We start from the raw sequence: 23,693 nt of genomic DNA, 5'->3' as shown, positions 1-23,693 counted from the left end.
CCTTGTTAGCGGGCACATCAAGAATGTGCCGAACATTGAGTGTCTTGTGCCCCTAATAAGCTAGCGTCAATTAGCGGCATCCGCCAGGTTGAAAACCTAAGACCTAAAGAACTCAGTCGGACTGGCTTTGCCACCAATCGGCATATGAGCTGTTATGCGGAGCAACCCCGGTTTCGTCGGGCGCGTTATCGTCCCACCAGACAGGCCCACGTTCGCCTAACGCTTCTTTGGCCGCTTGTACGTTATTGCGCGCCTGGCGTAACGCTTTGTCATCTTCTTGCTGCTTGGCGGTTTTTACCGCACGGCGAGCCTTCATAAGCTCATTGACGTGAGCCTGTCTTTCAGGCTCATCCAAATGCGGATTAGTACAGCGCCACAGGCGGTTCTTGGCGACAAAATAGCGCCCGTCCGGGGTATGAGGGTAAGAATTACCCATGGGGTTTATTGTCCGTTGCCATAAAAAATGCCCTTAACCAGCAAGTCGCATGGAAGCATTTTACTCCGCCCCCATTGCACTTGGGTTCAGCTACTTAGCGTTTTTTGCCAGCGGAGGTGTTTTACGCCAGTTAGAAGCTGCGTGATAGCGTGACGGCACCGTATTTATCATGCCTTTCCTGGCCATCAAACTCACGCGTGCGCTCTACTGCCGCATAGGTAACCTGCCACTGATCCCAGGCAAGCGCCAGCCCTGCCGAGGCTTCACCTACCCACTCTTTACTGTCAACCGAGTGGCTGCTGGAGAACACATTGCCGTCCAAGGTTAGATTATGTGCCACATAGTAGCCTTCAACATTAGCAAATAAGTACCACTGCCAGCCGGTGGTGCTTGTCATTCGACCACGATTACCTGGGTTGGGCGTCAGCGTCGGGATACCGCTGGCATCGTCGCCCCAACGTACGCTGTAGCCCGCGCTTGCGTAGGTATTAAGGTTACCCAGCGCCACGCTAAGGCTAGGACCATGAGCAAAGCGTTTACCCGCCAGCGGAACGTTGTGCCACCACTGGCGGCGCATGGTTACGTTAAGCAGCGGCTCATCGCCTAGCTGGTTGTCCCAACCGTTGGGTCGATCGCTATTAGTAATACGATGCACTTCACGCTGCACGCTATCGGCAAGCGATGAGGGACCAACCAAACCGATATCTACATGCAGATCCGTCGCCTGCTGCCAGCTCCCCATGGGTATATCTTCATAAAGCGATAGGCCGCCATACACCAAGCCAGCATATGGGCGATCATCTTCAATCAGCTCGGAACGCCTAATATCATCTGGCGTATAGATTTGATGCACCAGCCGAAAAGCCACGGTGTCTGCCTGCCCTATCAAGCTATTAGGTAGCGAGGTGGCTAAACGCTGGGTCCAGCTCTCAGGGCTGGGCTTAAATGCCCAGTTAGCTTCGAAACCGCTGGTAAAATGGCCATCATCACTACTCGCCAGACCATCGTTTTCATGCTTGACAGTAATGACGTTGTTATCTGCATGAGCGAAAGCAGGCAAGAGGCTCATCGCTGCTACAAGAGGAAGCAGGCGCCAGGTAGGCAGACAGAATTTGTGCATTGCTCGTTCCTTGAGTGAGGGGCAAACCGTGTTAACGCAGAGTAATGCGCCAACAAACATTGCTGATTGTATGTAAATGTGCAAAAAGATAGCAAGCAAACAAGGTTAATTATCTTCAACAAACGTCATTTAACGCGTTTTTCTTAAAAATTCTTAATCCTGGCTTTTATAGCGTAGTAGCACTACTTAACAGCCTAGTAGAACTGGTAAGTAGCTAGGCTAATAAAAAGCGTAGTAGAACTTGCCCGAGAATGAAGCTTAACGGTCGCCTAAAAGCCATTGGGGAGTAATTTCATGCTGGCCTATTTCATCAGTGATAAACAACGATCCTTCACTAATCATGATGGCCCAATTGATCGCCCGGGGCAGGTTTTGAGCAATGGTCGCTAGCGCTTCTTGAGGCAAGGCAGCCACGTGAACATTTTTAAGGTTGCTCACACTAGGTAATACCTTGTTCTCCCACACATCAATACGCCCGTAGGCGAGCAGCGACACCCGCTCAGCACGGCGCGAGCACCACGTCAAGCGCTCGGCATCCGGCAAACCTACTTCGATCCAGTGGAGCACTCGGCCATCCAGGCTTTTTTCCCAAAGGGCGGGCTCATCCACATCGGAAAGGCCGCGCCCAAATGCGATCGCTTCGCTGTACCAAAGTACATAGGCAATTAGCCGTGCGCTCATCCGCTCTTCTGTTTCAGAAGGGTGACGCGCCACGGTAAACCGTAACGTTTCATATACCCCACGATCCAAATCGGTGAGGTTGATATCGACTTTATAAGGCGTTGCGCTAAGGGCCATGGGGTTTTCCATCGGTAAATATTCGCTAGGGTTTGCGCGAAAAGTAGCTGAGCGAAGACCAGACAAGGAAAAAATCAGTGAAAAAACGGAGTTTACTTGTGTAAATGAGTATTTTGATCTGGTTTTTAACGCCGTATGGTCGAGCGCAAGCAGTTTTCGTACAAAGCCTAGTTTACCTGATGCATCGCCGGTTATGGGCAGGCCTTACGATAATCGGCGGTTAGCGTACCCTGCTTTAGCGTATCTGCTTCATGGCTGGGCTCGCGCCAGCGCTCTTCAAGTGCGTCCTGGTACCACGCCTGCATGGCTGGCTGTGCCAGCATGTGTTTTACGTATACTTGGGATGCTTCGCTCAGCGGCAAACCAAATGTTTGCACGCGAAATACGACTGGCGCATAGAAGGCATCCACCGCGGTAAAGTCTTTACCGGCTAGAAAAGGCCCGCCAAAGCGTGAAAGCCCCTGCTGCCACTGTTCATCCAGCCGCGCCATATCGGCCTTGAGAGCACTCGATAAATCATCAAGCGCAACGCGTGCCCCGCAGTTCATGGGGCATTCATTTCGCAAGGTCGCAAAGCCGCTATGCATTTCGGCGCTGGCCGAGCGCGCCCAGGCGCGTGCTGCGACATCCTGTGGCCACACCTTAGAGTGTTGCTCGGCCACATACTCAATAATGGCAAGCGAATCCCACACGGCGAGCTCTTTATCGACCAAGCAGGGCACTAGCGCTGAGGGCGAAAAGCGCTTAAACGTGGCGTAGCTTACGCCGGTCCCTCCTTCAAATGGCATAACGTACTCTTTAAAGGGGATATTGAGCGCCTTCATCAGCACCCAGGGGCGCAGCGACCATGAGGAGTAGTTTTTATTGGCGATATAGAGATCAAACATGAATACCTCATTTTAAAGAGACCAAGCGAGAAATGCGCCACTGGTAAAAACAAATACTCAATGAAATTAGAAATAAACAGTATATCCCTCTCCAGTTAAAGTTCTGTAGACCGCTTTTTACGATTTTGGCATTTTTTTGTAGCCATCTTAAACCAAGGTCGTGTATCCAAGGAGCTGCCAATCTATACGATGTTACCGATAACATTACCGGTAACAAACTTTCACTTATTGGAGCACTCGCATGGATGGTTGGACTCAAACGATGTCCGCAGGACCGCTGCTAGGCATTGCAGCCGTAGCGGTGTTGGCCCTTTTAGTATTGATCATCAGATTTAAGATGCATGCTTTTCTGGCGCTAATGCTAGTGAGTTTACTGACGGCGCTAGCCACTCAGATTCCGGTCAACGCCATTGTTCCGACCATGGTGAATAGTTTTGGAGGAACGCTAGGCGCGGTTGCTCTATTGGTTGGGCTAGGCGCCATGCTGGGCAAGCTGGTGGAGCAATCGGGGGGCGCCAAAGCCCTTGCCGATAAAATGATCGACCTATTCGGGGAGAAACGCGCGCCTTTTGCCTTGGGTATTACATCGCTGTTGATGGGTTTTCCAATCTTTTTTGATGCGGGCTTGATCGTTATGCTCCCCATCATCTTTGCCGTGTCACGCCGTCTGGGTGGCCCTGTCCTGCTTTACGCCATGCCCGCCGCTGCAGCGTTCTCGGTTATGCACGTATTTCTACCGCCTCACCCAGGCCCCGTTACCGCATCAGAACTTTATAATGCGAACTTGGGTTTGCTACTGCTTGCCGGTGTGGTGATTGCGTTTCCACTCTGGTGGATATCAGGCTATATGTGGGGGAAAATCGTCGCTAAGCGCTACCCCTTCCCTCTCGCTGGCTCGCTGTTCGGTGAAGTCAGCGATGACAGCGTTACCAACCCGCCTTCGGTCAGCGTGGTTATCAGCATGCTGTTGCTGCCGCTTGTGCTGATCTTCATGAATACCGGCTTAGACTTCCTACGCTCAATGGGTGTTGTCGATAGCGACGCGCTATGGTTTCAGCTGCTCTCAGCGGTCGGTAACACGCCGGTGGCGCTGCTTATTTCAACGCTAGTGGCCATGCTAGTACTAGGTCGTCGCCAGGGTATCGGGGGCAGCGCGTTGGAAAAAGTTCTGGACTCTTCCTTAGGCCCGATTTGCTCGGTAGTACTGATTACCGGCGCCGGCGGCATGTTCGGTGGCGTGCTTCGGGCGTCAGGCATTGGCGACGCCTTATCTAACTCCCTCAGCGATATTGGTCTTCCGATCATTCTGGCAGCTTACGTGATTGCCGTGATTATGCGCCTGGCTCAGGGTTCGGCTACCGTGGCGTTGGTAACCGCTGCCGGACTCATGGCGCCCGCCGTGATTGGCGGTGATTTTACCTCCATGCAGGTAGTCGCGATTACCCTGGCAACGGCAGCGGGCTCTGTCTTTGCGGGGCATGTCAACGACTCTGGGTTCTGGCTGGTTGGCCGCCTTTTAGGTATGGATGTCAAGACGACGCTAAAGACCTGGACAGTTCAGCAAGCGCTGGAATCCGTTGTCGGCTTTATATTCGCCACTATTATTTTCATGCTGTTTTAGGTGAACACGATGACCAAAGCACTTTTCGATATTAGCAACCGTCTAGCACTAATAACCGGGTCCTCAAGGGGCTTGGGCAATGCACTTGCCAGGGGGCTTGCTTCACAAGGCACTCGCGTCATTTTGCACGGCCGGGATCTAGACCGCGTGAAGGAGGAAGCCTGCAACATCGCTCAGGAGACAGGCGCCAGCGTTGAAGCCGTCAGCTTCGATGTCACTGATGCCCAAGCGACCCAGCAAGCCGTGGAAGCCCTTATCGATCAATTCGGCGTTCCGGATATCTTGGTCAATAATGCCGGGCTTCAACGCCGAGCGCCGTTCAACGAATACGCGACACAAGATTGGGATGCACTTATCGCCACTAATCTGTCGAGCCTGTTTTACGTATCCCGAGCCTTGACTCCCGCCATGAGCAAACGTGGCTCAGGTAAAGTCATCAACATCGGCTCGGTACAGTCCAAGCTTGCCCGCGAAACCATTGCCCCTTATTCAGCAACCAAAGGCGGCGTTGTGCTACTCACACAGGGTATGGCTGCCGATTTGGCGCGCTTCAACATTCAGGTCAACTGCATTTCACCCGGCTACTTCAAAACCGAAATGAACACCGCGTTATGGCAAGACCCAAGCTTCAATCAGTGGGTTGAAAAACGCACTCCTGCACAACGCTGGGGACATTTCGACGAGCTGGTGGGCACGCTGGTCTATCTGTGTTCGGACGCTTCGAGCTTCGTGTCCGGACAAAATATTTTTGTTGATGGCGGCATGACCTCGGTGGTTTAACCTCCGAGAACCGCCCTTTGGGATGAAACGCCATGCAAGCATTAGTTATTCACGGTAAGCAGGATCTGCGCGAAGAGAGTCTCTCCCTTCCCGAGCTGGCAGCGGGAAAAGTTCGGCTGCGTATGGCCTTTGGCGGGATTTGCGGCTCGGACCTTCACTACTACCATGAGGGCGCCAACGGGGCCTTCGTGGTGCGCGAACCGCTTATCCCCGGCCACGAGATGGCAGGCTTAGTCGAGGAAGACCCGAGCGGCAAACTGGCCCCAGGAACGCCGGTTACCCTCCACCCCGCCACTTTTGGCAAAAGCCAGCCAGGCATTGAGGGCAAGCCGCACTTGTGGCCGGAAGGCGCCTACCTAGGCTCTGCCTCTACCTGGCCGCATACCCAAGGCGGCATGAGTGAGTATCTGGATGTGGACCCCGGTATGGTACGGGTTCTGCCTTCCTCTCTTCCGCTCAAGCGCGCCGCCCTGGCCGAACCGCTGGCGGTTGGCCTGCACGGCATTGAAGTGGCTGGCGGTGTCGAGAAGCAGCGGGTGCTGGTTTGCGGCGCAGGCCCCATCGGGCTGCTGGCAGCCGCAGCGGCGCTAGCCAAGGGCGCTTTAGAGGTGAGCATTACCGATGTGCTGGAAGGCCCGCTTTCTCGGGCGCGCGCGCTTGGCGTGCAGCGCACCTACCGCATCGGCGAAGATGAGGTTCCCCAAGAAGCATTCGACGTGGTGCTGGAGTGTACTGGCGTACCGGCCTCCATCAACGACGCGATCCTGGCGGTTCGCCGTGCAGGCGTTATTGCCCAGATTGGCATGATGCCCGCTACCCCGCAGCCGCTTGCTCTGGCACCGCTGATTGCCAAGGAAGTTCAGCTACGCGGCTGCTTCCGCTTTCATGATGAAATCGATGACGCGATTGCGCTGCTGGCCGCCGACGCCCGCTTTGATGATGTCATCACCCATGTGCTGCCCGCCGCTGATGCCCAGAACGCCTTTGCCATCGCCAAGGATTCTGAAATCTCCGGCAAGGTGCTGATTGAACTCTGGCCGTAACGTTTCTGGTTACAAAAACGTTTCTGGGCACAAAATAGAAGAAGCGGGCCAAGAGCCCGCTTCTATTGATTAACGCCTGCGCTTAAAAGTTGGGTTTGCGCTTCTCGACGAAGGCCGCCATGCCCTCTTTCTGCTCTTCACCGGCGAAGCAGAACGCAAACAGGCTGGTTTCGAGCGCCAGAGCGCTGTCGAGTTCCTGATCCATGCCGTCGTGTACGGCCTGCTTGGCGCCGCGTACCGATAGCCGACCATTGCCTTTAAGCTGCTTAGTAAATTCTTCGACATAGCTTTCCAGCTCAGCCTGGGGCATGACGCGGTTCACCAGACCGATACGCAGTGCTTCCTGCGCGTCGATCTTGCGCCCGGTGGTGACCAGATCAATGGCCATCGCCGGGCCAACACGGCGCGGCAAGCGCTGTGTGCCGCCAAAACCGGGGATCACGCCCAGCAATACTTCCGGCTGACCAAATACGGCGTTGTCGCTCGCTACCGCCCAGTCGCAGGCCAATGCCAGTTCGCAGCCGCCGCCAAGGCAAAACCCGTTCACCAGCGCGACCACCGGCACTGGCAAGGTTTCCAAACGTTTGATGGTACGCAGCGCCTGGCTTGCAAACGCGCGGGCCTCCTCGGGCGTTTTATCGCGCATTTCGGTGATATCCGCACCAGCAACAAAGGACTTCTCGCCCGCGCCGGTAATCAGTACCGCGCGCAGATCGGACTGGGCTTCAAGCTCAACCAGATGGGACTCCAACGCGGCAAGCACTTCGCTATTCAGGGCGTTCAGTGCCTTCGGGCGGTTAATGGTGAGACGTACCACGCCGTCGTTGTCGACCTTCTCAATCACTGCTTCACTCATATTGGCTCCTTCATTGTTATGGCGGCGCTAACTGGCCTGCCTTCCAACCCTAGCTAACGCTTGGTTGGGAGGCAATCACTTCTTGTATCGTCGTTTCTTTAATGCTGTTTTGCCTCTTCGCGCAGAACAAACTTTTGTATCTTGCCCGTCGAGGTTTTGGGCAACTCGCTGAACACTACCGTTTTGGGCACCTTGAAGCCGGCTAACCGCTCGCGGCAATGCGCAATAATGTCCGCTTCACTAACCTCGCCATAGCCAATTTTCAATTTTACAAAAGCACAGGGCGTCTCTCCCCACTTCTCATCCGGCTTGGCGACAACGGCGGCTTCCTCTACCGCCGGGTGGGCGTAGATGGCGTTTTCCACCTCGATAGTGGAGATGTTTTCACCGCCCGAAATAATAATGTCCTTGGAACGGTCCTTAATCTCGATATAGCCGTCTGCATGCCAGACGGCCAGGTCACCTGTGTGGTACCAACCGCCCTCTAACGCCTGCTGCGTGGCCTTTGGATTTTTTAGATAACCTTTCATCACGTTGTTGCCGCGCATCATGATTTCGCCGATGGTTTCACCATCTTTGGGCACGGGCTCCAGACTGACAGGATCGGCAACACACAGCGCTTCCAGCATATGGTAGCGCACGCCTTGCCGCGATTTGATCGTGGCGCGCTCAGCCAGGGGTAGCTCGTTCCAGGCCTCGCGCCAGGCGCATACCGTTACCGGCCCATACACTTCGGTTAACCCATACACGTGGGTTACTTCGATTCCCAATGTCTCGATACCCGCAATCACCGAGGCTGGCGGTGCGGCTCCCGCAGTCGTCACTTTTACCGGGTGGTCGAATTCGCGCTTATCTTCAGCGGGCAGGTTAACCAAGCCGTTAAGAATAATCGGTGCGCCGCTAAAGTGGCTGACGCGCTCATCGGCAATCAGCTGCATCACCTTTTTAGGCTCGACTTTACGCAGGCAAACATTGACCCCGGCATTGGCGGCAATCGTCCAGGGAAAACACCAGCCGTTGCAGTGAAACATCGGCAGTGTCCACAGGTAGATGGGATGATGCGGCATCGCCCACTCCATCACGTTGCTGACAGCGTTCAGGTAGGCGCCGCGGTGGTGATAAACCACGCCTTTAGGCTTACCGGTAGTGCCTGAGGTGTAGTTAAGCGAGATAGCCTGCCACTCATTATCCGGCAGCCGATAGGCGTAGTCGGGGTCGCCTTCGGCGAGCAGAGCTTCATACTCAACTGCGCCAATGCCTTGGGGATCGCCCAGAAACTCCATATCAGCAACATCAATGATCAATGGTTTCTGCTCAAGCATGGCGACCGCTGCCTGAACCACCTCGGAAAATTCAGGGTCCACAAGAATGGCTTTGGCCTCGCCGTGGGCCAGCATATAGCTGATCGCCTCAGCGTCGAGACGAATGTTTAGGGTATTGAGCACACAGCCCGCCAGAGGCACGCCAAAGTGCGCTTCAAACATCGCAGGAATATTGGGCAGCATGGCGGCCACCGTCTGACCTGGCTGAAGTCCGCGCTGCTCAAGCGCTGATGCAAGCTGACGACAGCGTGCCCAGGTTTCAGCCCAGTTGCGACGGATCTGGCCATGTACGATAGCGGGATAGTCGGGGTAAATGGACGCCGTACGCTCTATAAACGTCAGCGGCGAGAGCGGTACATGATTGGCGACGGTTTGGGGAAGATCCTGCTCGAAAATAGAAGACATACAGCGCTCCTTGATTGGCGAAGTCTGCCCGTTGCGCTAGCGTGTTCGCCTGAATAGCGTTTGTTGTATTAAACCGGTTTATAGCTTGTTTTCATCGCCAGAAACACAGCCGCCGCCCAAGGGCGGCGGCTGCGGCTGCGTATTAATCTACTTCAAAATCGCTCAAGCACTGGATGCCCGCTTCGATCACGGCCCGCTGGGCGCGCCCAATCGGAAGCCACTGCATAATCGCAAACTCGGCGCTGCGCATTTTGGCGGTATAGAAAGGGTCATCGCTGCCGTTGTTAAGCGCAGCCTGCGCGCTAAGTGCTGCCTGTCCCATCTGCCAGGCGCACAGCACGTGACCTACCAGGTTTAAAAACGGCGTTGCATAGCCTTGCACAGCATCTGGCCCACGGTCAGGATCTTTACCCTGTTCAAGTACCTGTTGCTGGGCGGCGCTTAAATCTTCAAGCCCGGCGGCTAACGCCTGCCCCAGGTGGCCAAGCGCCGGTTCAGCGTTAAGCTTCTCAACGGTTTCAGCCGCATCTTTTAACAGGCTGGCAAACGCTTCGCCGTTGTCGCGCTGTAACTTGCGCCCGGCTAGATCCAGCGCCTGGATACCATTGGTGCCTTCATAAATCGGTGCGATACGTACATCACGCAGCAGCTGCGCGGCGCCCGTTTCTTCGATATACCCCATTCCGCCATGCACCTGCACACCTAACGAGGCGATCTCTACCGCCTGATCGGTCGAAAAGCTTTTCACTACTGGGATGAGTATGTCGACACGCGCCTGGGCCGTTTGACGCTCTGCTGGATTGTGCGCATGGCGGGCGATATCCAGTTGAGCGGCGCAGTAAAGTGCCAAGGCACGCAGAGCATCAGTGCGGGCACGCATGGCAAGCAGCATGCGCCGTACATCCAGATGCTCGCTGATGGTACATTCCTGGCCACCACGCGCGGCGGGCAGGCGCCCCTGCTGGCGCTCGCGGGCATAGGCAAACGCGTGCTGACAGGCACGCTCAGCCACACCAATCCCCTGAATGCCGACTTTGTGGCGCGCCTCATTCATCATCGTGAACATATGGTTCAGGCCGCGCCCTTCTTTACCCACCAAGTACCCTATCGCGCCACCCTGTTCACCAAAACTTAGCGAGCAGGTGGGCGAGCCGTGGATACCCAGCTTGTGCTCAATAGCGGTACAGATCACGTCGTTGCGCTCACCCAGAGTGCCGTCATCATTGACCAGGAATTTAGGCACCAGAAACAGCGAAATGCCTTTATTGCCTTCAGGGGCATCGGGTTTGCGCGCCAGCACAAAGTGGATGATATTTTCAGCGGCGTCGTGTTCACCCCAGGTGATGTAGATCTTCTGGCCGTTTAACCGATAGTGATCGCCTTCGGGAACCGCTTTGGTGCGTACTTTGGAAAGATCCGACCCCGCTTGGGGTTCGGTCAAGTTCATGGTACCGGTCCAGGTACCTTCAACAAGTTTAGGGAGGTAGGCCGCCTTTAATGCATCACTGCCGTGATGCGCCAGCGCTTCAATAGCCCCCGCGGTCAACATGGGACAAAGGCCTAGCGCCATATTGGCGCCATGCAGCATTTCCTGTACGGCACTGGCCACCACTTCAGGCAGATTTTGACCACCTAACGCCTCGGATACGCCGATGCCGTTCCAGCCCCCTTCTACATAGGCCTGGTAGGCGGCTGCAAAGCCCTCTGGCGTTGTTACGCTGCCATCGCTCTGGCGTTTAGCGCCCTGGCGGTCGCCAATGGTATTAAGCGGCCCCCAAACGTCACCCGCCAGTTTTGCCGCTTCCTCAAGCACCGCCTCGACCAAGTCAGGCGAGGCATCCTCAAAGCCCGGTAAGCTAAGTGAACGGTGCGCCAAGAGCTCTTCAAGCACAAAGCGCAAATCGCGTATCGGCGCGGCATAGACATTCATGGCAAACCTCGGGCTGAAAATTAAACAGAGCTTTCTTAAACAATTGTTTGAAAGTATGCCTAGGATAGTAGTAATACTCGCCCAGATACCATTAGCCCAAGGTATCAGCCGCCTCCCATCCCGTTCTTATGCCTGATTATTTACGCACTGCCGATTGTTCAACATCGTCGTAGAAGGTGATATGGCTCTCATCTTCTGCAGGTGGCCCCACGACCGGCTCGACGGCATCCACATCCCAGACGGCATCGGATAAATCTTCCAGATACTCGTGCTCAAGCGCCCCTTGCAGCAACTCTTCGGTTACCACCAGCTCAGCCCCTGCAGCCGTCATGGGAGTAGTAGGTGTAAACGGCGCAACAGGCAGCGGCGCTGGGCGTACATGCCGACGCCAGGAGAAGAACGCCACCAGGAACAGGCTTAGCGAGCCGAAAGCCCAGAACAGACCCGCATCACCCATGGCGGTCATCACCGGTGAGATCAACAACGGGCTGATGGTGGCACCAATCGAGTTGATCAACAGCAGTCCCTGACTCATCCGCACCAACGCGCCTGCCGGCGCACGATCGGCGGCGTGGCTCACCGCAACCGGATACAGCGCAAATACTCCGCCACCGAGCAGGAACAGAAGCGCCCCCAGCACTAGCGTAGAGAGCGGCAGCCAGAGCATCGCTGCCGAGATCAGCACGCAGAAACCGCTAATACCAATCAGCACCATCTGCCGGTCATGCCGATCCGACCAGCGGCCAATCGGGTATTGAAGCAGCATCGCGCCCATGATTACCACGGCCATCATCTGCCCCACCTGGCTTACACTCATACCGATGCGCTGCAAGTATAGCGGCAGCAGCGTATACGCGGCAGCAACCACCATGCCTGAGCCTAAGCTGCCCATCACGCCTGTAGGTGTGAGCGTAATCAGGCGATGCGGAGGCAATGGTTCCGCATGCTCCATAATCGGTGATACGCGGGGGATCATGGCCATGGGTAACACAGAGAGCGAAGCCAGCAGGCCAATCACCATAAAGGGTGCGGTCACCCCCATCGCATTGGTCACGCCCAGCAATAGCTGGCCCACCACACCGGCGGCATACAGCGAAATCATATACAGCGCCAGCAAACGGCCGCGAACTTTCTGGTCCCCCGCTGTCAGCAACCAGCTCTCAATAACCAGATAAACACCTACCGTGGCCCAGCCGCCCACCAACCGTAGCGCAAACCATGCCCAGGGATCGAAGAACAAACCTTGCAGAAGCACCGTGACGGCGACCAGCGATGCAAAACTACCGTAAGCACGGATATGGCCAATGCGCAGCAGCAAACGGTCATTAACCATGGCACCCAGCGCCAGACCAATAAAATAGGCCGAAGAGACAATCCCGATAACCGTTGCGGACTCCCCGGCGGCATCCAAGCGTACGGTGATTAAGGTCGCTAAAAAACCATTGCCGATACCTAGAATAAACAGGCCTAACAGGGGCGCTAGCGCCATGGCCAGTAGTTGCCGCGACATGAAAACCTCACCTTGCCAAACAAGTTGCTAAAGACGCTGCTAGAGGACCGTTATCGCCTCCCACACCACGACAGGCAAGAAACGGGCGCGCAATTATTGCTTTGGATAGCACAAAGTCAACGCTTTTTCACACCTTAACTGCCGTAATCAGTGTTTTCTCAGAATAACCGTATCCTTTGCAGGAAATTCGACTGTAAACTGATGCTTTGCAGCCCACCATTCAAAGGTCGCTTCACTAAAAAAGCACACATGGGTAGGATCATTAATATAGTGCCAGCGTGAAAAGGCTGCTTGTGTGGTAACGCGCTTGGTCATCAGCCCCAAATAACCGCCGGGGGTAAGCTGGCCAACCAATTGCGCCAATACTTGGCCGGGCAGCGCCAGATGCTCCAACACTTCTGTGGCGGTAATAAAGTCATAGACATGCTGCAACACTGATGTATCGGGCGCGTAGAAAATATCGAAAATGGCCATTGGATGGCCAACTTCCTCGAACATTACCGAAAGCGTTGGCCCCGGCCCCGCACCAAAATCCAAACCCTTAGCCCCTTGAGGCAATTTGGCGCGGAGCGGGGTAAACAATCGGCCGAGAAACGCTCGATACCCCGTATCCTCGGGTGAATTTTGATGCTTATCGTATTCCGCTTTTTCATCCGCTGCGCTTAAATGCTGATCTGACGGCACAAACACCAGCGAACACGTGGCACACTGGTAATAATCACGACGGTGATCCTGGTGATATAAGCTGACTTTCGTTTCGCCACATAGCGGACAGCATCGCATCGTCGTATCCTCTGGTTTTCGGTTTTGCATTTAAGGAAAGTGGCATGCTCTCAGGTCTGGACCATCTTGTAGTGACTGTGACTGACATGGGTCGCGCGGTTGATTTCTATTCACGCGTTTTGGGGCTGGATGTACGTTATCGCGATGCACAACGGGTGGATTTAATGCTGGGCGACACGGCCTTACGGCTTCATCAAACCGATACCGATATCGAGCCGATTTCTGCCACCCCAACTCCAGGCAGCTTAGATCTGTGCCTGCGTTGCCAGCTGCCACTGGATGAATTTCAACAGCACTTGGAAGCGTTGGATATCGAAGTTGAGCTTGGCCCTGTCGCCCGCCAGGGCGCCAATGGCGCCATTGAGTCTGTTTACTTGCGTGACCCCGATGGCAACTTGCTGGAAATTTGTCGTCCGGCGCCCCGATAGAAAAAAACTTTTCTGCTTCGATGATAAGCATTGCTATGCGCGCTATTATAACGCGCTCGAACGGTATCCACAGGATGCTTAGTTTCAAAGCATGCAACAGGAGTAATCATGCGCGATAATGATACGTCTCTGGAAGGCGAAGTAATACACAACGAGACACATCAAGACTCTCCCGTCAAAAAACCCGACACCACCATGGCCATGGTCAATTATGGCCTTTATCTGGCAAGCTTTTTAGTCGGTTTCAGCATGTTTGTCGGCGTTATTATTGCCTATGTATATCGTGGTAAAGGGCCTGCTTGGCTAGATGAGCATTACCGCTACCAGATCCGCACGTTCTGGATCGGCTGTGTGTATGGTTGCATTGCGCTGGTGCTTACGCTGGCTCTAGTCGGCTTCTTGCTCTTTTTTGCACTCGCTGCATGGATCATCATTCGCTGCGTTATCGGCTTTAAAGCGTTGCAGGAACAGCGTGCCCCTGCCAACGTGGATACCTGGCTGATTTAAGCGATGCAACATAAGGCTTCCGCCAAGCGGCGTCCATTCACTCAGGCGAGCGCTATCTCATGGCTATGGAGAACGCTCGCCAAATGGCCCTTGCCACGCCTCTGGCGTATGGCCTCATTGCTCGGCCCTCAAGTTTACCGGTTCAGTAAACGCGAGCGTCGAGTCACTGAGCTCAATCTTAACGTAGTCTATCCGACTACCTCAGCCGCTCATCGCAAGGCGCTTGCCAAACAGAGTCTGAAGCATTCAACGGCGACAATGCTTGAGCTTGGCCATGCTTGGATGGCCAAGCCAGAGAAAGTGTCTGCATCAATTTTGGAAGTGCACGGCCGCGAGAAGCTGGATAGCGCCCGCGCTGAAGGCCGCGGTGTTATCGTGCTGGCACCGCACTTTGGTAACTGGGAAGTGCTCAACTTCTGGCTTTCCAGCCACTTCCCGTTTACCGCCATGTACGAGCCGCCCAAAATGGCTGAGCTTGAACCGATAATTCGCCACGGCCGCGAGCGCATGGGTGCCCAACTGGTGCCCACCAACCCACGCGGTGTGGCAGCGCTTCTCAAGGCGCTAAAGCGCAGCGAGGCCATCGGCATTCTGCCCGACCAAGAGCCCGATTGGGGCAGCGGCGTGTTTGCGCCTTTTTATGGGCGTAATGCTTACACCGCAACGCTTTTACCCAAGCTGGTCGCCCGCACCCAAGCGCGTGTGGTCACTGGCGTTGCCCTGCGCCTTCCAGGCCGCGGCTTTGCGATCCACTTTCTGGATGCCGACGAGCGTGTGTATAGCGCTGAAGAAGCGGAATCAGCCGTTGGCGTCAATGCGAGTGTCGAAGCATCGATCGCGCTTGACCCAGCCCAGTACCAGTGGGAATACAAGCGCTACCGGAAAGTCGTCGAAGAACAGCAACAGCACCCGCAAGCCAATGATTTTCGGCTTTACTGAGCCAACTGGCCAGTTTCCAGAGAAATCTCTTCACCAAACCCTTCACGCAGCCAGTGACGTAGCTGGCTCATTTTGGCGGCGCCTTGGGGGTTGTCCAAAGGCGGCAAGGTACCGTCGATAAATCCATGCGCGCGAAAAGGCGCTAACAGCCTGGCATCGCCGCTAATAATATGTACCGGCACTGCCTTGCTGGCGTTGTCGCCGGTGATGAGCGGCGCTGGCTGATGGTCACCAAGTACTATAAGCAGCGTATTGTCATCCACTACTCTTTCCGCCCAGCGCCCGGTGACATCTACAGCGTAGTCGACAGAGCGGCCATAGTGCTCGCGAACCCGTTCAGCATCCTGCCAAAGTACCTCTGGCGGGTCACCTGCATGCTCCCAGGGCGCAAAAATAGCGCCATCACCTATCGTCGACCAGTCTTCAATAACCGGCAAGATGGGTGTCCAGGGCGCATGGCTTGATATCAGCGCCATCTGGGCAAACACAGGTGTGTCACCCAGCAGTTGCCGCTGCGTATAGTCGAGCGTGAATTGATCCGGCATGGTGACCCAGTTCAAGGCAGGGCCTGCATAGTCGATATCTTTTGCTGCAAAAATATCGTCAAAGCCATACATTTTACCCTCCGGCCAGGCAAGCGTAATCGCGGGCATGATACTCAGCGTGCGCTGACCGGTTGCTTTAAAATCATCAATCAGGGTTGAGGTTTCACTATTGAGCATTAGTCGGTACCACAGCTGATTATCGATCCAGCGTCCGCTGAGTACCGTGGCATGCGCAAGCCATGACTGCCCGCCCTGAATAGGCGCTTGCAGCAATCCCGAGACGACATGCAGACTGCGCTTGGCTAACCTCTGCTCCATGGATGCAAGCGTAGGAAGCAGCAAGTCGCTATAGCGCGTATCGTTGAGTGCCGATACTCCATAAGATTCAACGAATGTAAGCAGCACGTTGTGGCCTTCAAGCCCTTGGAGCGGCTGCGCTTCAAGAGGTGCTGAGTCAAGTTGCTCGGAAAACGCAAGCCGTGCCTGATGAGTCACGCTTATCTGATGCCACTGAAAGCGCGATGCCTCAGCCATGGGCAGCGACGAATGGTGCCCTAACGGCTTCCCTGTGCTATCGGCTATGCCCAGGCCAAGCGCAACCACTAACATGTAAAGGGCTACCGCTCCTTTTATACGATGCCCCCACAAAGGACGTGCTGGAAGCAGTAAGTAAAGCAGCCCACCCAATATTCCCATCAGCAAGACGGCGCCGACGAGCATTGCGCAAACTGCCCATATTTGGCCTACATTACCTACCAGTAAGTTAAAAATTGAGCGCACCAGAGGGAGATCTAAATACAGGTTGAGGGGCCGCCCAAATGCCGCGTAAGTGGCTGCATTGCCTAGATTAGCAACGGTTACCAAGGCAACCCAGCTGATTAGAGCCACCCCCAGTAAGCGCCGCCCATAACCGACGGGGAGCATCAGCATAAGCGGTACGATGACCCATGCTTCCCAGGCGACAAGAGGCTGCCCAATGGTGCCAAAGCGCCACCATAAGGGAGCCACAAGCAGTAAATTGAGTGCTAGTGCACCAACCAATAATCGCAACATAATAGGTTCGAGACCCTCTCAAGAGGTGGGCAATCAACAGGACGGGGGACCTTACTTAGCTGTATCAAAAAAACCGTCGAATAAATGACCTTACGTTAAATAAACTGTGTGCATAAAGTACTAAACGTATAATATTTGTATTAAAAAAACATTTTAGTTAGCTCTATATAGCTTTCTTCAAGGCAGCATTCGAAAGGAAATCGTTTATGCGCTGTACGAACATGAAAAGTACAAATACTGGAAAATGGATGTTGTTGCTCGGCTGCTTTACAGCGCTGCCTCTGCCTGTCAACGCTAATCAAGATGAACACTTTAATCGAGTCATTGAGCGAGCCCAAAAGCTTGCCGAACAGACTTACCAAGCGCCAGAAGAGTCGCTTCCCCCAGCATTACAAGACGTTAATTACGACACCTACCGACAAATACGCTTTGCGCCTGAAAAGGCGTATTGGCGTGATGAAAGCCCCTTCAATCTACAGCTATTTCATAGCGGTTTCATATTTCAAACGCCCATCACCCTTAATATCATCGAGAACGACACGGTAACCCCCCTGCCTTTTTCAAGCGATGATTTCCAATACGATGACGATGCCCAGGCTCTTCTGGAGCAGGATCTGACCGGTAGCGGCCATGCCGGATTTCGGTTGCATTACCCCCTTAACAACCAAGACTACGCCGATGAGTTCGCGGTCTTTTTAGGTGCCAGCTATTTTCGCCTGACGGGTCAGGGTCAAACTTACGGGCTCTCCACGCGTGGGCTCGCCATTGATACGGCATCCCCCGAGGGGGAAGAGTTTCCGGCATTTCGAGAATTCTGGCTTTATAAGCCCGGTGCGAATGACGATGAAATAACCCTTCTCGCTCTGCTGGATAGCCCGTCTTTAAGCGGCGCCTACCGGATTACGTTACACCCGGGTGAGCAAACAGATGCAGAAATTGATGCTCGGCTCTTTGCGCGTAGCGATGTTGCCAAGTTAGGTATTGCTCCGCTGACCAGCATGTATGCTTTTGGGGAAGCCAGTGACGAGCGCCCTGATGACTTTCGCCCTCAGGTACATGACTCTGACGGCCTGTTGATCCATACCGGCGCGGATGAGTGGATTTGGCGCCCGCTGAGCAACCCAAAAAATGTACACATTTCAAGCTTTTTGGATGACGCCCCCAACGGTTTTGGGTTAATGCAACGCCAGCGCAACTTTGACCGCTACCTGGATATGGAGGCCCAGTACCACCTCCGGCCCAGCCAATGGGTAGCCCCGATCGAGCCATGGGGTGCAGGGCATGTTGAGCTGGTGGAAATCCCTACGCCAGATGAAACCTTCGATAATATAGTGGCTTACTGGGTTGCCGACGAGCCGCTCAAGGCCGGAGAATCACGTAAGCTTCATTACCATACCTACACGCTCAATGATGTTCCTGAAAAGCATACGCTTGGCCAGGTCATCCGCACCCGCCATGGCACTGCCAACGTTCCAGGAACCGGTGAAGATAATGCACTAAAGCGTCAATTTATTGTCGACTTTCAGGGCGGACCGCTTAACGATATTGCCGCCGACCAACCTGTCGAGCTTGAAATTAGCACGCAGACAGGAGAAGCCAGCGCAGCGCATGTGATGCCGCTACCCGACAATGCTTGGCGCGCCAGCTTTCGCATAGAGTCTCATAATGAACCTAGCGATATTCGCCTGCGTTTAATGCTTAACGGCCAGCCGATTAGCGAAACCTGGAACTACGTGTGGTATCCCGATGCATAAAAAAAACGAACGATCACAAAAACAGCCACAAGAACTTGCATCAGAACTAGCACCCTCGATTCCATGGCTCGGGTTTCGCCGCATCCTTTTGGCCGTGCTGGTAATAAGTTCCAGCATCGCTGGCTGTGTGGCCATGTATCATGTCATTTCCAACCTGGAAATAGGTTGGCAGGTCACCATGCTGGTGCTATTTGCGCTCACCTTCACCTGGATCGCCCTAGCTTTCTGGGGAGCCGTCTTTGGCTTTATGGTATGCCTGCTGCGGCGCGATCCGTTAAGCCTACGGCGGCAAGTACCGCTTGCGCCTAACGGCAGTTTATTGGTTAGCCGAACAGCGCTGGTGATGCCAATTTATGCAGAGCCCCCCATTCCTACTATCGCGGGGCTTGAAGCTACCTGTCGTTCGTTGATCGAGCAGGCAAAAACACCGGATAACCATATTGAAACGCCGCTCAGCGAACACTTTGAAGTGTTTATTCTGAGCGACACCCAGGATGCCGAGAAGGCCAAAGTGGAAGCCGCCCATGTGGTTGCATTACAGCAACGCCTGGCAGGCCAGCTATCGGTTCACTACCGGCGCCGGGAGAACAACCTGGGCCGTAAAGCGGGCAATATTGCCGAATTTTGCTGCCGCTGGGGGCGGCGCTATGACTATATGGTAGTGCTCGACGCCGATAGTCTCATGAGCGGTGCAACGCTATTGAAGCTTGTCCATCGCATGCAGCGCCAGCCAAGCGTTGGCTTGATTCAAACCGTGCCGATCCCGGTTGGCCAGCGTACGCTGTTTGGCCTGTTTACCCAGTTTGCCTCAGCACTGTACAGCCCGATGCTGGCAGCAGGGCAAAGCTTTTGGCAGGGCGACGCTGCTAACTACTGGGGACATAATGCTATTGTCCGCACCCGGGCGTTTATGGCAAGCGCAGGGTTACCCATGCTGTCTGGCAAACCGCCGTTGGGAGGCGAAATCTTAAGCCACGACTTTGTGGAAGCTGCGCTACTCAAAAGAAGCGGCTGGCAGGTTTTGCTGGATACGTCGGCGACTACCGCTGTTTCAAGCCATAACCCTTACGCCAGCGCCTCCCACAATAGTTTTGAGGCAATGCCCAGCAACATGCTCGACTTTGCCAAGCGCGACCGTCGTTGGCTACAGGGCAACCTGCAACATTTACGCCTACTGACAGGTGCAGGGCTTCACACCCTTAGTCGTCTGCACTTTTTGTTCGGCGCATTTGCCTATCTATCGTCGCTGGTTTGGCTTGGCTTGCTGGCCTGTACAAGCCTACTGGTGGGCTATCAAGCCATCGATAACACATCCGAGCAGATGCTCCCCCAATCGCTTTCAGTGGGGCTCCTGTTGATTACCTTGGGTATGTTGCTGGCCCCCAAAGTGCTGGGTCTGCTACTGGCGTTTATTCAGTGCCCTCACGCGTTTGGTGGCCGATTCCGGCTGCTTACAAGCGCGGTGCTGGAGATACTTTTTGCCGCACTAACCGCCCCGTTGATGATGGCCTTCCATAGTCTTTTTGTTATTAACGTCCTGATAGGTGGCTCTATCGAGTGGCAGACACAACCGCGGGGTGAGCGTTCGCTACGCTGGCGAGAGGTATGGCAACACGCAGGATGGATGACACTGTGCGGCCTTGCCTGGTCAGGCGGCGTCATACTGTTTTCGCCCTCCGCCTTTGGTTGGCTAACGCCTGTCTGGTTGGGTTTGGTTGTAGCGGTACCGATTATAAAATACTCAAGTAGCAGTACCTGGGGTGGAGTCCTTAGCCAACGCTTACGACTTTTACAAACGCCCAGCGTTAGTTTAAGTCCACCGCTGCTGAATGAGTTTAATGCCCTGATGTCGCGCGATAGTTCAACGCTACCGCCAGCCGAAGACGGCGCTACGCTAACCCTGAACGCACTGCCCTGTGAGCTATCGGGCGATATGCCGTGTCAGTCGCTCTATCAGTTTAATGCGCAGACAATGACGTCCCCCGAGCCTCAAGCAAAAGAGCCTAATTAATGCTTAGCCACTGACTGGGCTGGTAAGCATCTAAGCGGGGCAACCCGCTTTGGTGCTAATACATTCAAGCTTAAAGGCGCAGGATTTAAAATTTATGATTTACCATTGGCAGTCGCTGACCACCCCTGAACTGGCCGCTCTAGCGAAGCGCGACCCGATCGCCGTTTTGGTGTTGGGAGCCATTGAGCAGCACGGCTCTCACCTGCCTCTAGGCACAGACCTTATCATCGGCGAAGGGCTGCAAGCCGCCATGCTACCTCTTCTCGACCCTGCCCTGGATGTTGTTTGCCTACCACCTATTGCGGTGGGCGCAAGCGACGAGCACGCCAACTTTTCAGGCACGTTAAGCCTTCCGGCACCGCTCGCCATAGCGACGCTTGAAGCATATGGCGAAAGCGTTTCTCGGGCTGGCATCCAGCGTTTGGTATTAATCAATAGCCATGGCGGTAACAAAGCCATCATGGATTTGGCGTCACTCACCTTGCGTAAGCGTTTTGCTATGCGCGTCGTTAAAGCAACGTACACCCGCCTGCCCCCACTTGAAGGGGCTATCAATGCCGACGAGCTGCGCTATGGCTTACATGGCGGACTGCTGGAAACCGCCATGATGCAGTACCTCGCGCCAGCCTCTGTAAAGCTTGAGGGCTATCAAACTGCCCCAATTGGCACCTTGCAGCATAATCAGCTGCTAGGGCCGGAAGGCGCGGCCGCGTTTGCCTGGCTTGCCGAAGATCTCAGCCAACACGGTGTGGCAGGCGATGCCCGCCAGGCTAACGCCGCATTGGGTGAGCGCTTGGTACAACACTACGCTAGCCAACTGGCAACCGTGGTGGCTGAAACCGCCCGGCTACCCGCAGTATCTCAAAAACCCTAGTGTTAGAGCAGCGTGGCCGCTAGCGGCTATTGCTGCCTAGCACATCGCCGAAAAGATGGCCTGCCCGGTTGGCCTTAGCACTCAAATAACGGTGGTTTTGGTCGGTGACGCTGCCATAAAGCGCCTGACGCGATACCACTTCAATACCTCCCTCACGTAGAGCTTCAATTTTTAAAGGATTGTTGGTCAGTAGCTGAACCTGGGAAATATCCAGGGCGTTGAGCATATCCACCGCGACCGCGTACTGACGCTCATCGTCGCCAAAACCCAGCACCTGGTCGGCGTCCACGGTGTCTAGCCCGCCATCCTGCAAAGTATAAGCGCGTAGCTTATTGGCAAGTCCAATGCCGCGCCCCTCCTGAGCCAAATACAGCAGTACACCACCGCCCATTGCTTGAATATCCGCGACGGCGTTGCGCAGCTGCTCACCGCAGTCGCAGCGCAGGCTGCCAAATAAATCTCCTGTCAGGCAAGCAGAGTGCATACGTAGCGGCACAGCGCCTTCTAGCGTTTCCGGCTGACCAATGACCACTGCTACATGCTCGCGCAGACCATCCGGCTCGCGGAAGAGGACAAAGCGGCTTTCAGGCGCGTCTTCAAGCGGAATACTGGCTTCGCTTACCCGCTTGAGCATGCCCGGCGCCCCCGCCAGACATTTTTCGGCATCCTTCGCCTCAACCTCTAACAGCTTACCCTGGGCAATATCCTGGGCCACGGCGCTTGCTGCCTGCTCACTGACCTCGGCACATAGGGCTGCCGGGATAAGTAACGCACGGCGCATGATGGCAACCGCCCCGCGCTCGCCGGGCCCTGCCGGCTTCAAGCCACTTAATAACGAGTGCGAAGGACGATGCGCGCTTTGCGTAACGGCCAACGCGTTCAGGTCATTCTCGCCGATATTTTCAACCAGCGGCAAACACGCAGCCTCAGCGGTAAGCGACATTCCCATCGCCTCAAGGCGGTGGCGTGTTAACACCAGTGATGGACGCGTCCCTGCAAGCTTGGCCAGCATATCCACCGACTCAATGCCTTCCAATGCCTGTACCAGCAGACGCTTTTCGCCCGTGTTGATAACGACCGGCAACCCACGGCGAATATCAAAGATAGCGCGTTCAATGTGATACATATAGGCCTCCTAATTGCCTGTTGCAGCGAATAGCGTACGCTTGCGCTGGGCCATGTGGCCCCGCAAGATAAGACGGTTTTCTCAGCGCGGAGGCGTTATGCCCGACACCGATCGTCAAAATGGCTGCACTCGTCACGAAACATTGCTGGATATTGAGGCGGCCTGGGATTGGCTTTTGGCTATGCGCCATCGTAAGCCCTCCAGCACACCAATTGAGCTCAGCCCCGAGGGGCAATGGCATACCCATACGGCTGTTACGCCAGCAGCCACTGAGCTGCTGGACTGTCTGACACCGCTGGCGAGCCACGCCTCCTGGGTGATCGCCCAGCTGGGGCAGAGCCTGGATGGACGTATTGCGACCCAAAGTGGCCACTCGCATTACATCAACGGTCAAGAAAGCCTGGTGCACCTGCACCGGCTGCGTGCCCTGGTGGATGCCGTGGTAATTGGTGCGGGCACGGCAAGCGCCGACAACCCCCAATTGACGGTACGTCACGCCACCGGCACTCACCCCACGCGGGTGGTGCTCGACCCACGTGGACGCGTGCCTCGCGATATCAAGCTGTTCCAAACCGATTCGGCGCCCACGCTGCACGTGGTGGGGCCGGATACAGCGCTTGCGCCGCCGAGTGCCAACGTTCAACGCTGCAGGTTGCCACTCAATGCCCAGGGGCAGTTCGCCCCCAGCGATGTTATTAACCTGCTCAACCAGCGCGGGCTTAAGCGCATCCTGGTGGAAGGCGGCGGCGTTACGGTTTCCCAATTTATTGAGGCCGGTGTGATCGATCGCCTGCATCTTCTGGTCGCCCCGCTGCTGATCGGCTCGGGCAGGCCCGGACTGCAAATGACGCCCATCGAAACGCTTGAAAGTGCGCTGCGCCCGACGATGCGCCGGTTCCGTTGTGGTGACGACACTCTGTTTGACGTGCTGCTGCGTGCCGCCACCTTCACCTGATGGTTGAGCG

The 23,693-nt window shown here is 55.2% G+C and carries 21 protein-coding genes; 10 read left to right on the top strand and 11 right to left on the bottom strand.

Annotation, left to right across the window (positions count from 1 at the left end; translation table 11 throughout):
* Positions 1-112 precede the first annotated feature (112 nt).
* From ACT3XD_RS12995 to ACT3XD_RS12980, 4 genes are all read right to left on the bottom strand, one after another.
* The gene (locus tag ACT3XD_RS12995; RefSeq protein WP_192538307.1) at positions 113-436 is read right to left on the bottom strand and encodes a hypothetical protein; all 324 of its coding nucleotides are present in this window, start codon (positions 434-436) and stop codon (positions 113-115) included.
* Between the two features lie 130 nt (positions 437-566).
* On the bottom strand, positions 567-1,556 hold the full coding sequence (locus ACT3XD_RS12990; protein WP_192538308.1) for a lipid A deacylase LpxR family protein: 990 nt from the start codon (positions 1,554-1,556) through the stop codon (positions 567-569).
* Positions 1,557-1,814: 258 nt separating this feature from the next.
* Positions 1,815-2,354, bottom strand: coding sequence for a YaeQ family protein (locus ACT3XD_RS12985; RefSeq protein WP_192538309.1), 540 nt, complete (start codon positions 2,352-2,354; stop codon positions 1,815-1,817).
* A 191-nt stretch (positions 2,355-2,545) separates the two neighbouring features.
* Positions 2,546-3,241 (bottom strand): glutathione S-transferase family protein, encoded by a 696-nt coding sequence (locus ACT3XD_RS12980; RefSeq protein WP_192538311.1) that lies wholly within the window; start codon positions 3,239-3,241, stop codon positions 2,546-2,548.
* A 241-nt stretch (positions 3,242-3,482) separates the two neighbouring features.
* On the opposite strand from ACT3XD_RS12980, the gene ACT3XD_RS12975 reads away from it, so the two are divergent.
* Genes ACT3XD_RS12975 through ACT3XD_RS12965 form a run of 3 tightly spaced genes read left to right on the top strand, consistent with a single transcriptional unit; the run spans position 3,483 to position 6,685 of the window.
* Entirely contained in the window at positions 3,483-4,862 is a 1,380-nt protein-coding gene (locus ACT3XD_RS12975; protein ID WP_192538312.1) for a GntP family permease, read from the top strand.
* A gap of 9 nt (positions 4,863-4,871) precedes the next feature.
* On the top strand, positions 4,872-5,642 hold the full coding sequence (locus ACT3XD_RS12970; protein WP_192538313.1) for an SDR family oxidoreductase: 771 nt from the start codon (positions 4,872-4,874) through the stop codon (positions 5,640-5,642).
* A gap of 32 nt (positions 5,643-5,674) precedes the next feature.
* Positions 5,675-6,685 carry a zinc-binding dehydrogenase gene (locus ACT3XD_RS12965; RefSeq protein ID WP_192538314.1) on the top strand — a complete coding sequence of 337 codons (1,011 nt, stop codon included), beginning with the start codon at positions 5,675-5,677 and terminating at the stop codon, positions 6,683-6,685.
* An 82-nt stretch (positions 6,686-6,767) separates the two neighbouring features.
* Here ACT3XD_RS12965 and ACT3XD_RS12960 read toward each other — a convergent pair whose 3' ends face one another.
* The 5 genes from ACT3XD_RS12960 to ACT3XD_RS12940 all read right to left on the bottom strand — a co-directional run bounded on the left by ACT3XD_RS12960 (position 6,768) and on the right by ACT3XD_RS12940 (position 13,491).
* Positions 6,768-7,541 carry an enoyl-CoA hydratase-related protein gene (locus tag ACT3XD_RS12960; RefSeq protein ID WP_192538315.1) on the bottom strand — a complete coding sequence of 258 codons (774 nt, stop codon included), beginning with the start codon at positions 7,539-7,541 and terminating at the stop codon, positions 6,768-6,770.
* Between the two features lie 98 nt (positions 7,542-7,639).
* Complete coding sequence (locus ACT3XD_RS12955; protein WP_192538317.1) at positions 7,640-9,268, bottom strand: acyl-CoA synthetase; 1,629 nt, start codon at positions 9,266-9,268, stop codon at positions 7,640-7,642.
* A gap of 142 nt (positions 9,269-9,410) precedes the next feature.
* Positions 9,411-11,198 carry an acyl-CoA dehydrogenase gene (locus tag ACT3XD_RS12950; RefSeq protein WP_192538318.1) on the bottom strand — a complete coding sequence of 596 codons (1,788 nt, stop codon included), beginning with the start codon at positions 11,196-11,198 and terminating at the stop codon, positions 9,411-9,413.
* Positions 11,199-11,334: 136 nt separating this feature from the next.
* On the bottom strand, positions 11,335-12,708 hold the full coding sequence (locus ACT3XD_RS12945; protein ID WP_192538319.1) for an MFS transporter: 1,374 nt from the start codon (positions 12,706-12,708) through the stop codon (positions 11,335-11,337).
* Positions 12,709-12,855: 147 nt separating this feature from the next.
* Positions 12,856-13,491, bottom strand: coding sequence for a class I SAM-dependent methyltransferase (locus ACT3XD_RS12940; protein ID WP_192538320.1), 636 nt, complete (start codon positions 13,489-13,491; stop codon positions 12,856-12,858).
* Between the two features lie 44 nt (positions 13,492-13,535).
* Between ACT3XD_RS12940 and ACT3XD_RS12935 the strand changes: the two genes are divergently transcribed.
* The 3 genes from ACT3XD_RS12935 to ACT3XD_RS12925 all read left to right on the top strand — a co-directional run bounded on the left by ACT3XD_RS12935 (position 13,536) and on the right by ACT3XD_RS12925 (position 15,365).
* Complete coding sequence (locus ACT3XD_RS12935; RefSeq protein ID WP_192538321.1) at positions 13,536-13,919, top strand: VOC family protein; 384 nt, start codon at positions 13,536-13,538, stop codon at positions 13,917-13,919.
* Positions 13,920-14,027: 108 nt separating this feature from the next.
* On the top strand, positions 14,028-14,426 hold the full coding sequence (locus ACT3XD_RS12930) for a DUF4870 family protein (protein ID WP_192538322.1): 399 nt from the start codon (positions 14,028-14,030) through the stop codon (positions 14,424-14,426).
* Positions 14,427-14,429: 3 nt separating this feature from the next.
* Positions 14,430-15,365: a lysophospholipid acyltransferase family protein gene (locus ACT3XD_RS12925; RefSeq protein WP_192538323.1), complete on the top strand. Its 936-nt coding sequence runs from the start codon at positions 14,430-14,432 to the stop codon at positions 15,363-15,365.
* Here the strand turns inward: ACT3XD_RS12925 and ACT3XD_RS12920 are convergent.
* Positions 15,359-16,963 (bottom strand): sulfatase-like hydrolase/transferase, encoded by a 1,605-nt coding sequence (locus ACT3XD_RS12920; RefSeq protein WP_192538324.1) that lies wholly within the window; start codon positions 16,961-16,963, stop codon positions 15,359-15,361. The two genes, ACT3XD_RS12925 and ACT3XD_RS12920, sit on opposite strands and share 7 nt — an antisense overlap.
* A gap of 206 nt (positions 16,964-17,169) precedes the next feature.
* On the opposite strand from ACT3XD_RS12920, the gene ACT3XD_RS12915 reads away from it, so the two are divergent.
* From ACT3XD_RS12915 to ACT3XD_RS12905, 3 genes are all read left to right on the top strand, one after another.
* The gene (locus tag ACT3XD_RS12915; protein ID WP_407648041.1) at positions 17,170-18,717 is read left to right on the top strand and encodes a glucan biosynthesis protein; all 1,548 of its coding nucleotides are present in this window, start codon (positions 17,170-17,172) and stop codon (positions 18,715-18,717) included.
* Entirely contained in the window at positions 18,710-20,728 is a 2,019-nt protein-coding gene (gene mdoH / locus ACT3XD_RS12910; protein WP_192538326.1) for a glucans biosynthesis glucosyltransferase MdoH, read from the top strand. Before ACT3XD_RS12915 ends, mdoH begins: the two co-directional genes overlap by 8 nt.
* Before the next feature lie 94 nt (positions 20,729-20,822).
* Positions 20,823-21,602: a creatininase family protein gene (locus ACT3XD_RS12905; protein ID WP_192538327.1), complete on the top strand. Its 780-nt coding sequence runs from the start codon at positions 20,823-20,825 to the stop codon at positions 21,600-21,602.
* Positions 21,603-21,621: 19 nt separating this feature from the next.
* Here the strand turns inward: ACT3XD_RS12905 and ribA are convergent, their stop codons facing one another.
* Positions 21,622-22,728, bottom strand: coding sequence for a GTP cyclohydrolase II RibA (gene ribA / locus ACT3XD_RS12900; RefSeq protein ID WP_192538329.1), 1,107 nt, complete (start codon positions 22,726-22,728; stop codon positions 21,622-21,624).
* Positions 22,729-22,780: 52 nt separating this feature from the next.
* Here ribA and ACT3XD_RS12895 point away from each other — a divergent pair, with 52 nt between their 5' ends.
* Positions 22,781-23,683 (top strand): RibD family protein, encoded by a 903-nt coding sequence (locus ACT3XD_RS12895; protein WP_319643919.1) that lies wholly within the window; start codon positions 22,781-22,783, stop codon positions 23,681-23,683.
* The last annotated feature ends 10 nt before the right edge of the window (positions 23,684-23,693 follow it).

Source organism: Halomonas sp. AOP7-B1-5 (assembly GCF_052353045.1).
Classification (GTDB): Bacteria; Pseudomonadota; Gammaproteobacteria; order Pseudomonadales; family Halomonadaceae; genus Vreelandella; species Vreelandella colorata.
The sequence above is the reverse complement of the archived record's forward strand: the minus strand, read 5'-3'. Positions and strand labels throughout refer to the sequence as shown.

Excerpts from the sequence above, each read along its gene's own strand:
- ACT3XD_RS12995 (WP_192538307.1), bottom strand. The coding sequence starts at position 436 with ATGGGTAATTCTTACCCTCATACCCCGGACGGGCGCTATTTTGTCGCC.
- ACT3XD_RS12990 (WP_192538308.1), bottom strand. The coding sequence starts at position 1,556 with ATGCACAAATTCTGTCTGCCTACCTGGCGCCTGCTTCCTCTTGTAGCA.
- ACT3XD_RS12985 (WP_192538309.1), bottom strand. The coding sequence starts at position 2,354 with ATGGCCCTTAGCGCAACGCCTTATAAAGTCGATATCAACCTCACCGAT.
- ACT3XD_RS12980 (WP_192538311.1), bottom strand. The coding sequence starts at position 3,241 with ATGTTTGATCTCTATATCGCCAATAAAAACTACTCCTCATGGTCGCTG.
- ACT3XD_RS12975 (WP_192538312.1), top strand. The coding sequence starts at position 3,483 with ATGGATGGTTGGACTCAAACGATGTCCGCAGGACCGCTGCTAGGCATT.
- ACT3XD_RS12970 (WP_192538313.1), top strand. The coding sequence starts at position 4,872 with ATGACCAAAGCACTTTTCGATATTAGCAACCGTCTAGCACTAATAACC.
- ACT3XD_RS12965 (WP_192538314.1), top strand. The coding sequence starts at position 5,675 with ATGCAAGCATTAGTTATTCACGGTAAGCAGGATCTGCGCGAAGAGAGT.
- ACT3XD_RS12960 (WP_192538315.1), bottom strand. The coding sequence starts at position 7,541 with ATGAGTGAAGCAGTGATTGAGAAGGTCGACAACGACGGCGTGGTACGT.
- ACT3XD_RS12955 (WP_192538317.1), bottom strand. The coding sequence starts at position 9,268 with ATGTCTTCTATTTTCGAGCAGGATCTTCCCCAAACCGTCGCCAATCAT.
- ACT3XD_RS12950 (WP_192538318.1), bottom strand. The coding sequence starts at position 11,198 with ATGAATGTCTATGCCGCGCCGATACGCGATTTGCGCTTTGTGCTTGAA.
- ACT3XD_RS12945 (WP_192538319.1), bottom strand. The coding sequence starts at position 12,708 with ATGTCGCGGCAACTACTGGCCATGGCGCTAGCGCCCCTGTTAGGCCTG.
- ACT3XD_RS12940 (WP_192538320.1), bottom strand. The coding sequence starts at position 13,491 with ATGCGATGCTGTCCGCTATGTGGCGAAACGAAAGTCAGCTTATATCAC.
- ACT3XD_RS12935 (WP_192538321.1), top strand. The coding sequence starts at position 13,536 with ATGCTCTCAGGTCTGGACCATCTTGTAGTGACTGTGACTGACATGGGT.
- ACT3XD_RS12930 (WP_192538322.1), top strand. The coding sequence starts at position 14,028 with ATGCGCGATAATGATACGTCTCTGGAAGGCGAAGTAATACACAACGAG.
- ACT3XD_RS12925 (WP_192538323.1), top strand. The coding sequence starts at position 14,430 with ATGCAACATAAGGCTTCCGCCAAGCGGCGTCCATTCACTCAGGCGAGC.
- ACT3XD_RS12920 (WP_192538324.1), bottom strand. The coding sequence starts at position 16,963 with ATGTTGCGATTATTGGTTGGTGCACTAGCACTCAATTTACTGCTTGTG.
- ACT3XD_RS12915 (WP_407648041.1), top strand. The coding sequence starts at position 17,170 with ATGCGCTGTACGAACATGAAAAGTACAAATACTGGAAAATGGATGTTG.
- mdoH (WP_192538326.1), top strand. The coding sequence starts at position 18,710 with ATGCATAAAAAAAACGAACGATCACAAAAACAGCCACAAGAACTTGCA.
- ACT3XD_RS12905 (WP_192538327.1), top strand. The coding sequence starts at position 20,823 with ATGATTTACCATTGGCAGTCGCTGACCACCCCTGAACTGGCCGCTCTA.
- ribA (WP_192538329.1), bottom strand. The coding sequence starts at position 22,728 with ATGTATCACATTGAACGCGCTATCTTTGATATTCGCCGTGGGTTGCCG.
- ACT3XD_RS12895 (WP_319643919.1), top strand. The coding sequence starts at position 22,781 with ATGTGGCCCCGCAAGATAAGACGGTTTTCTCAGCGCGGAGGCGTTATG.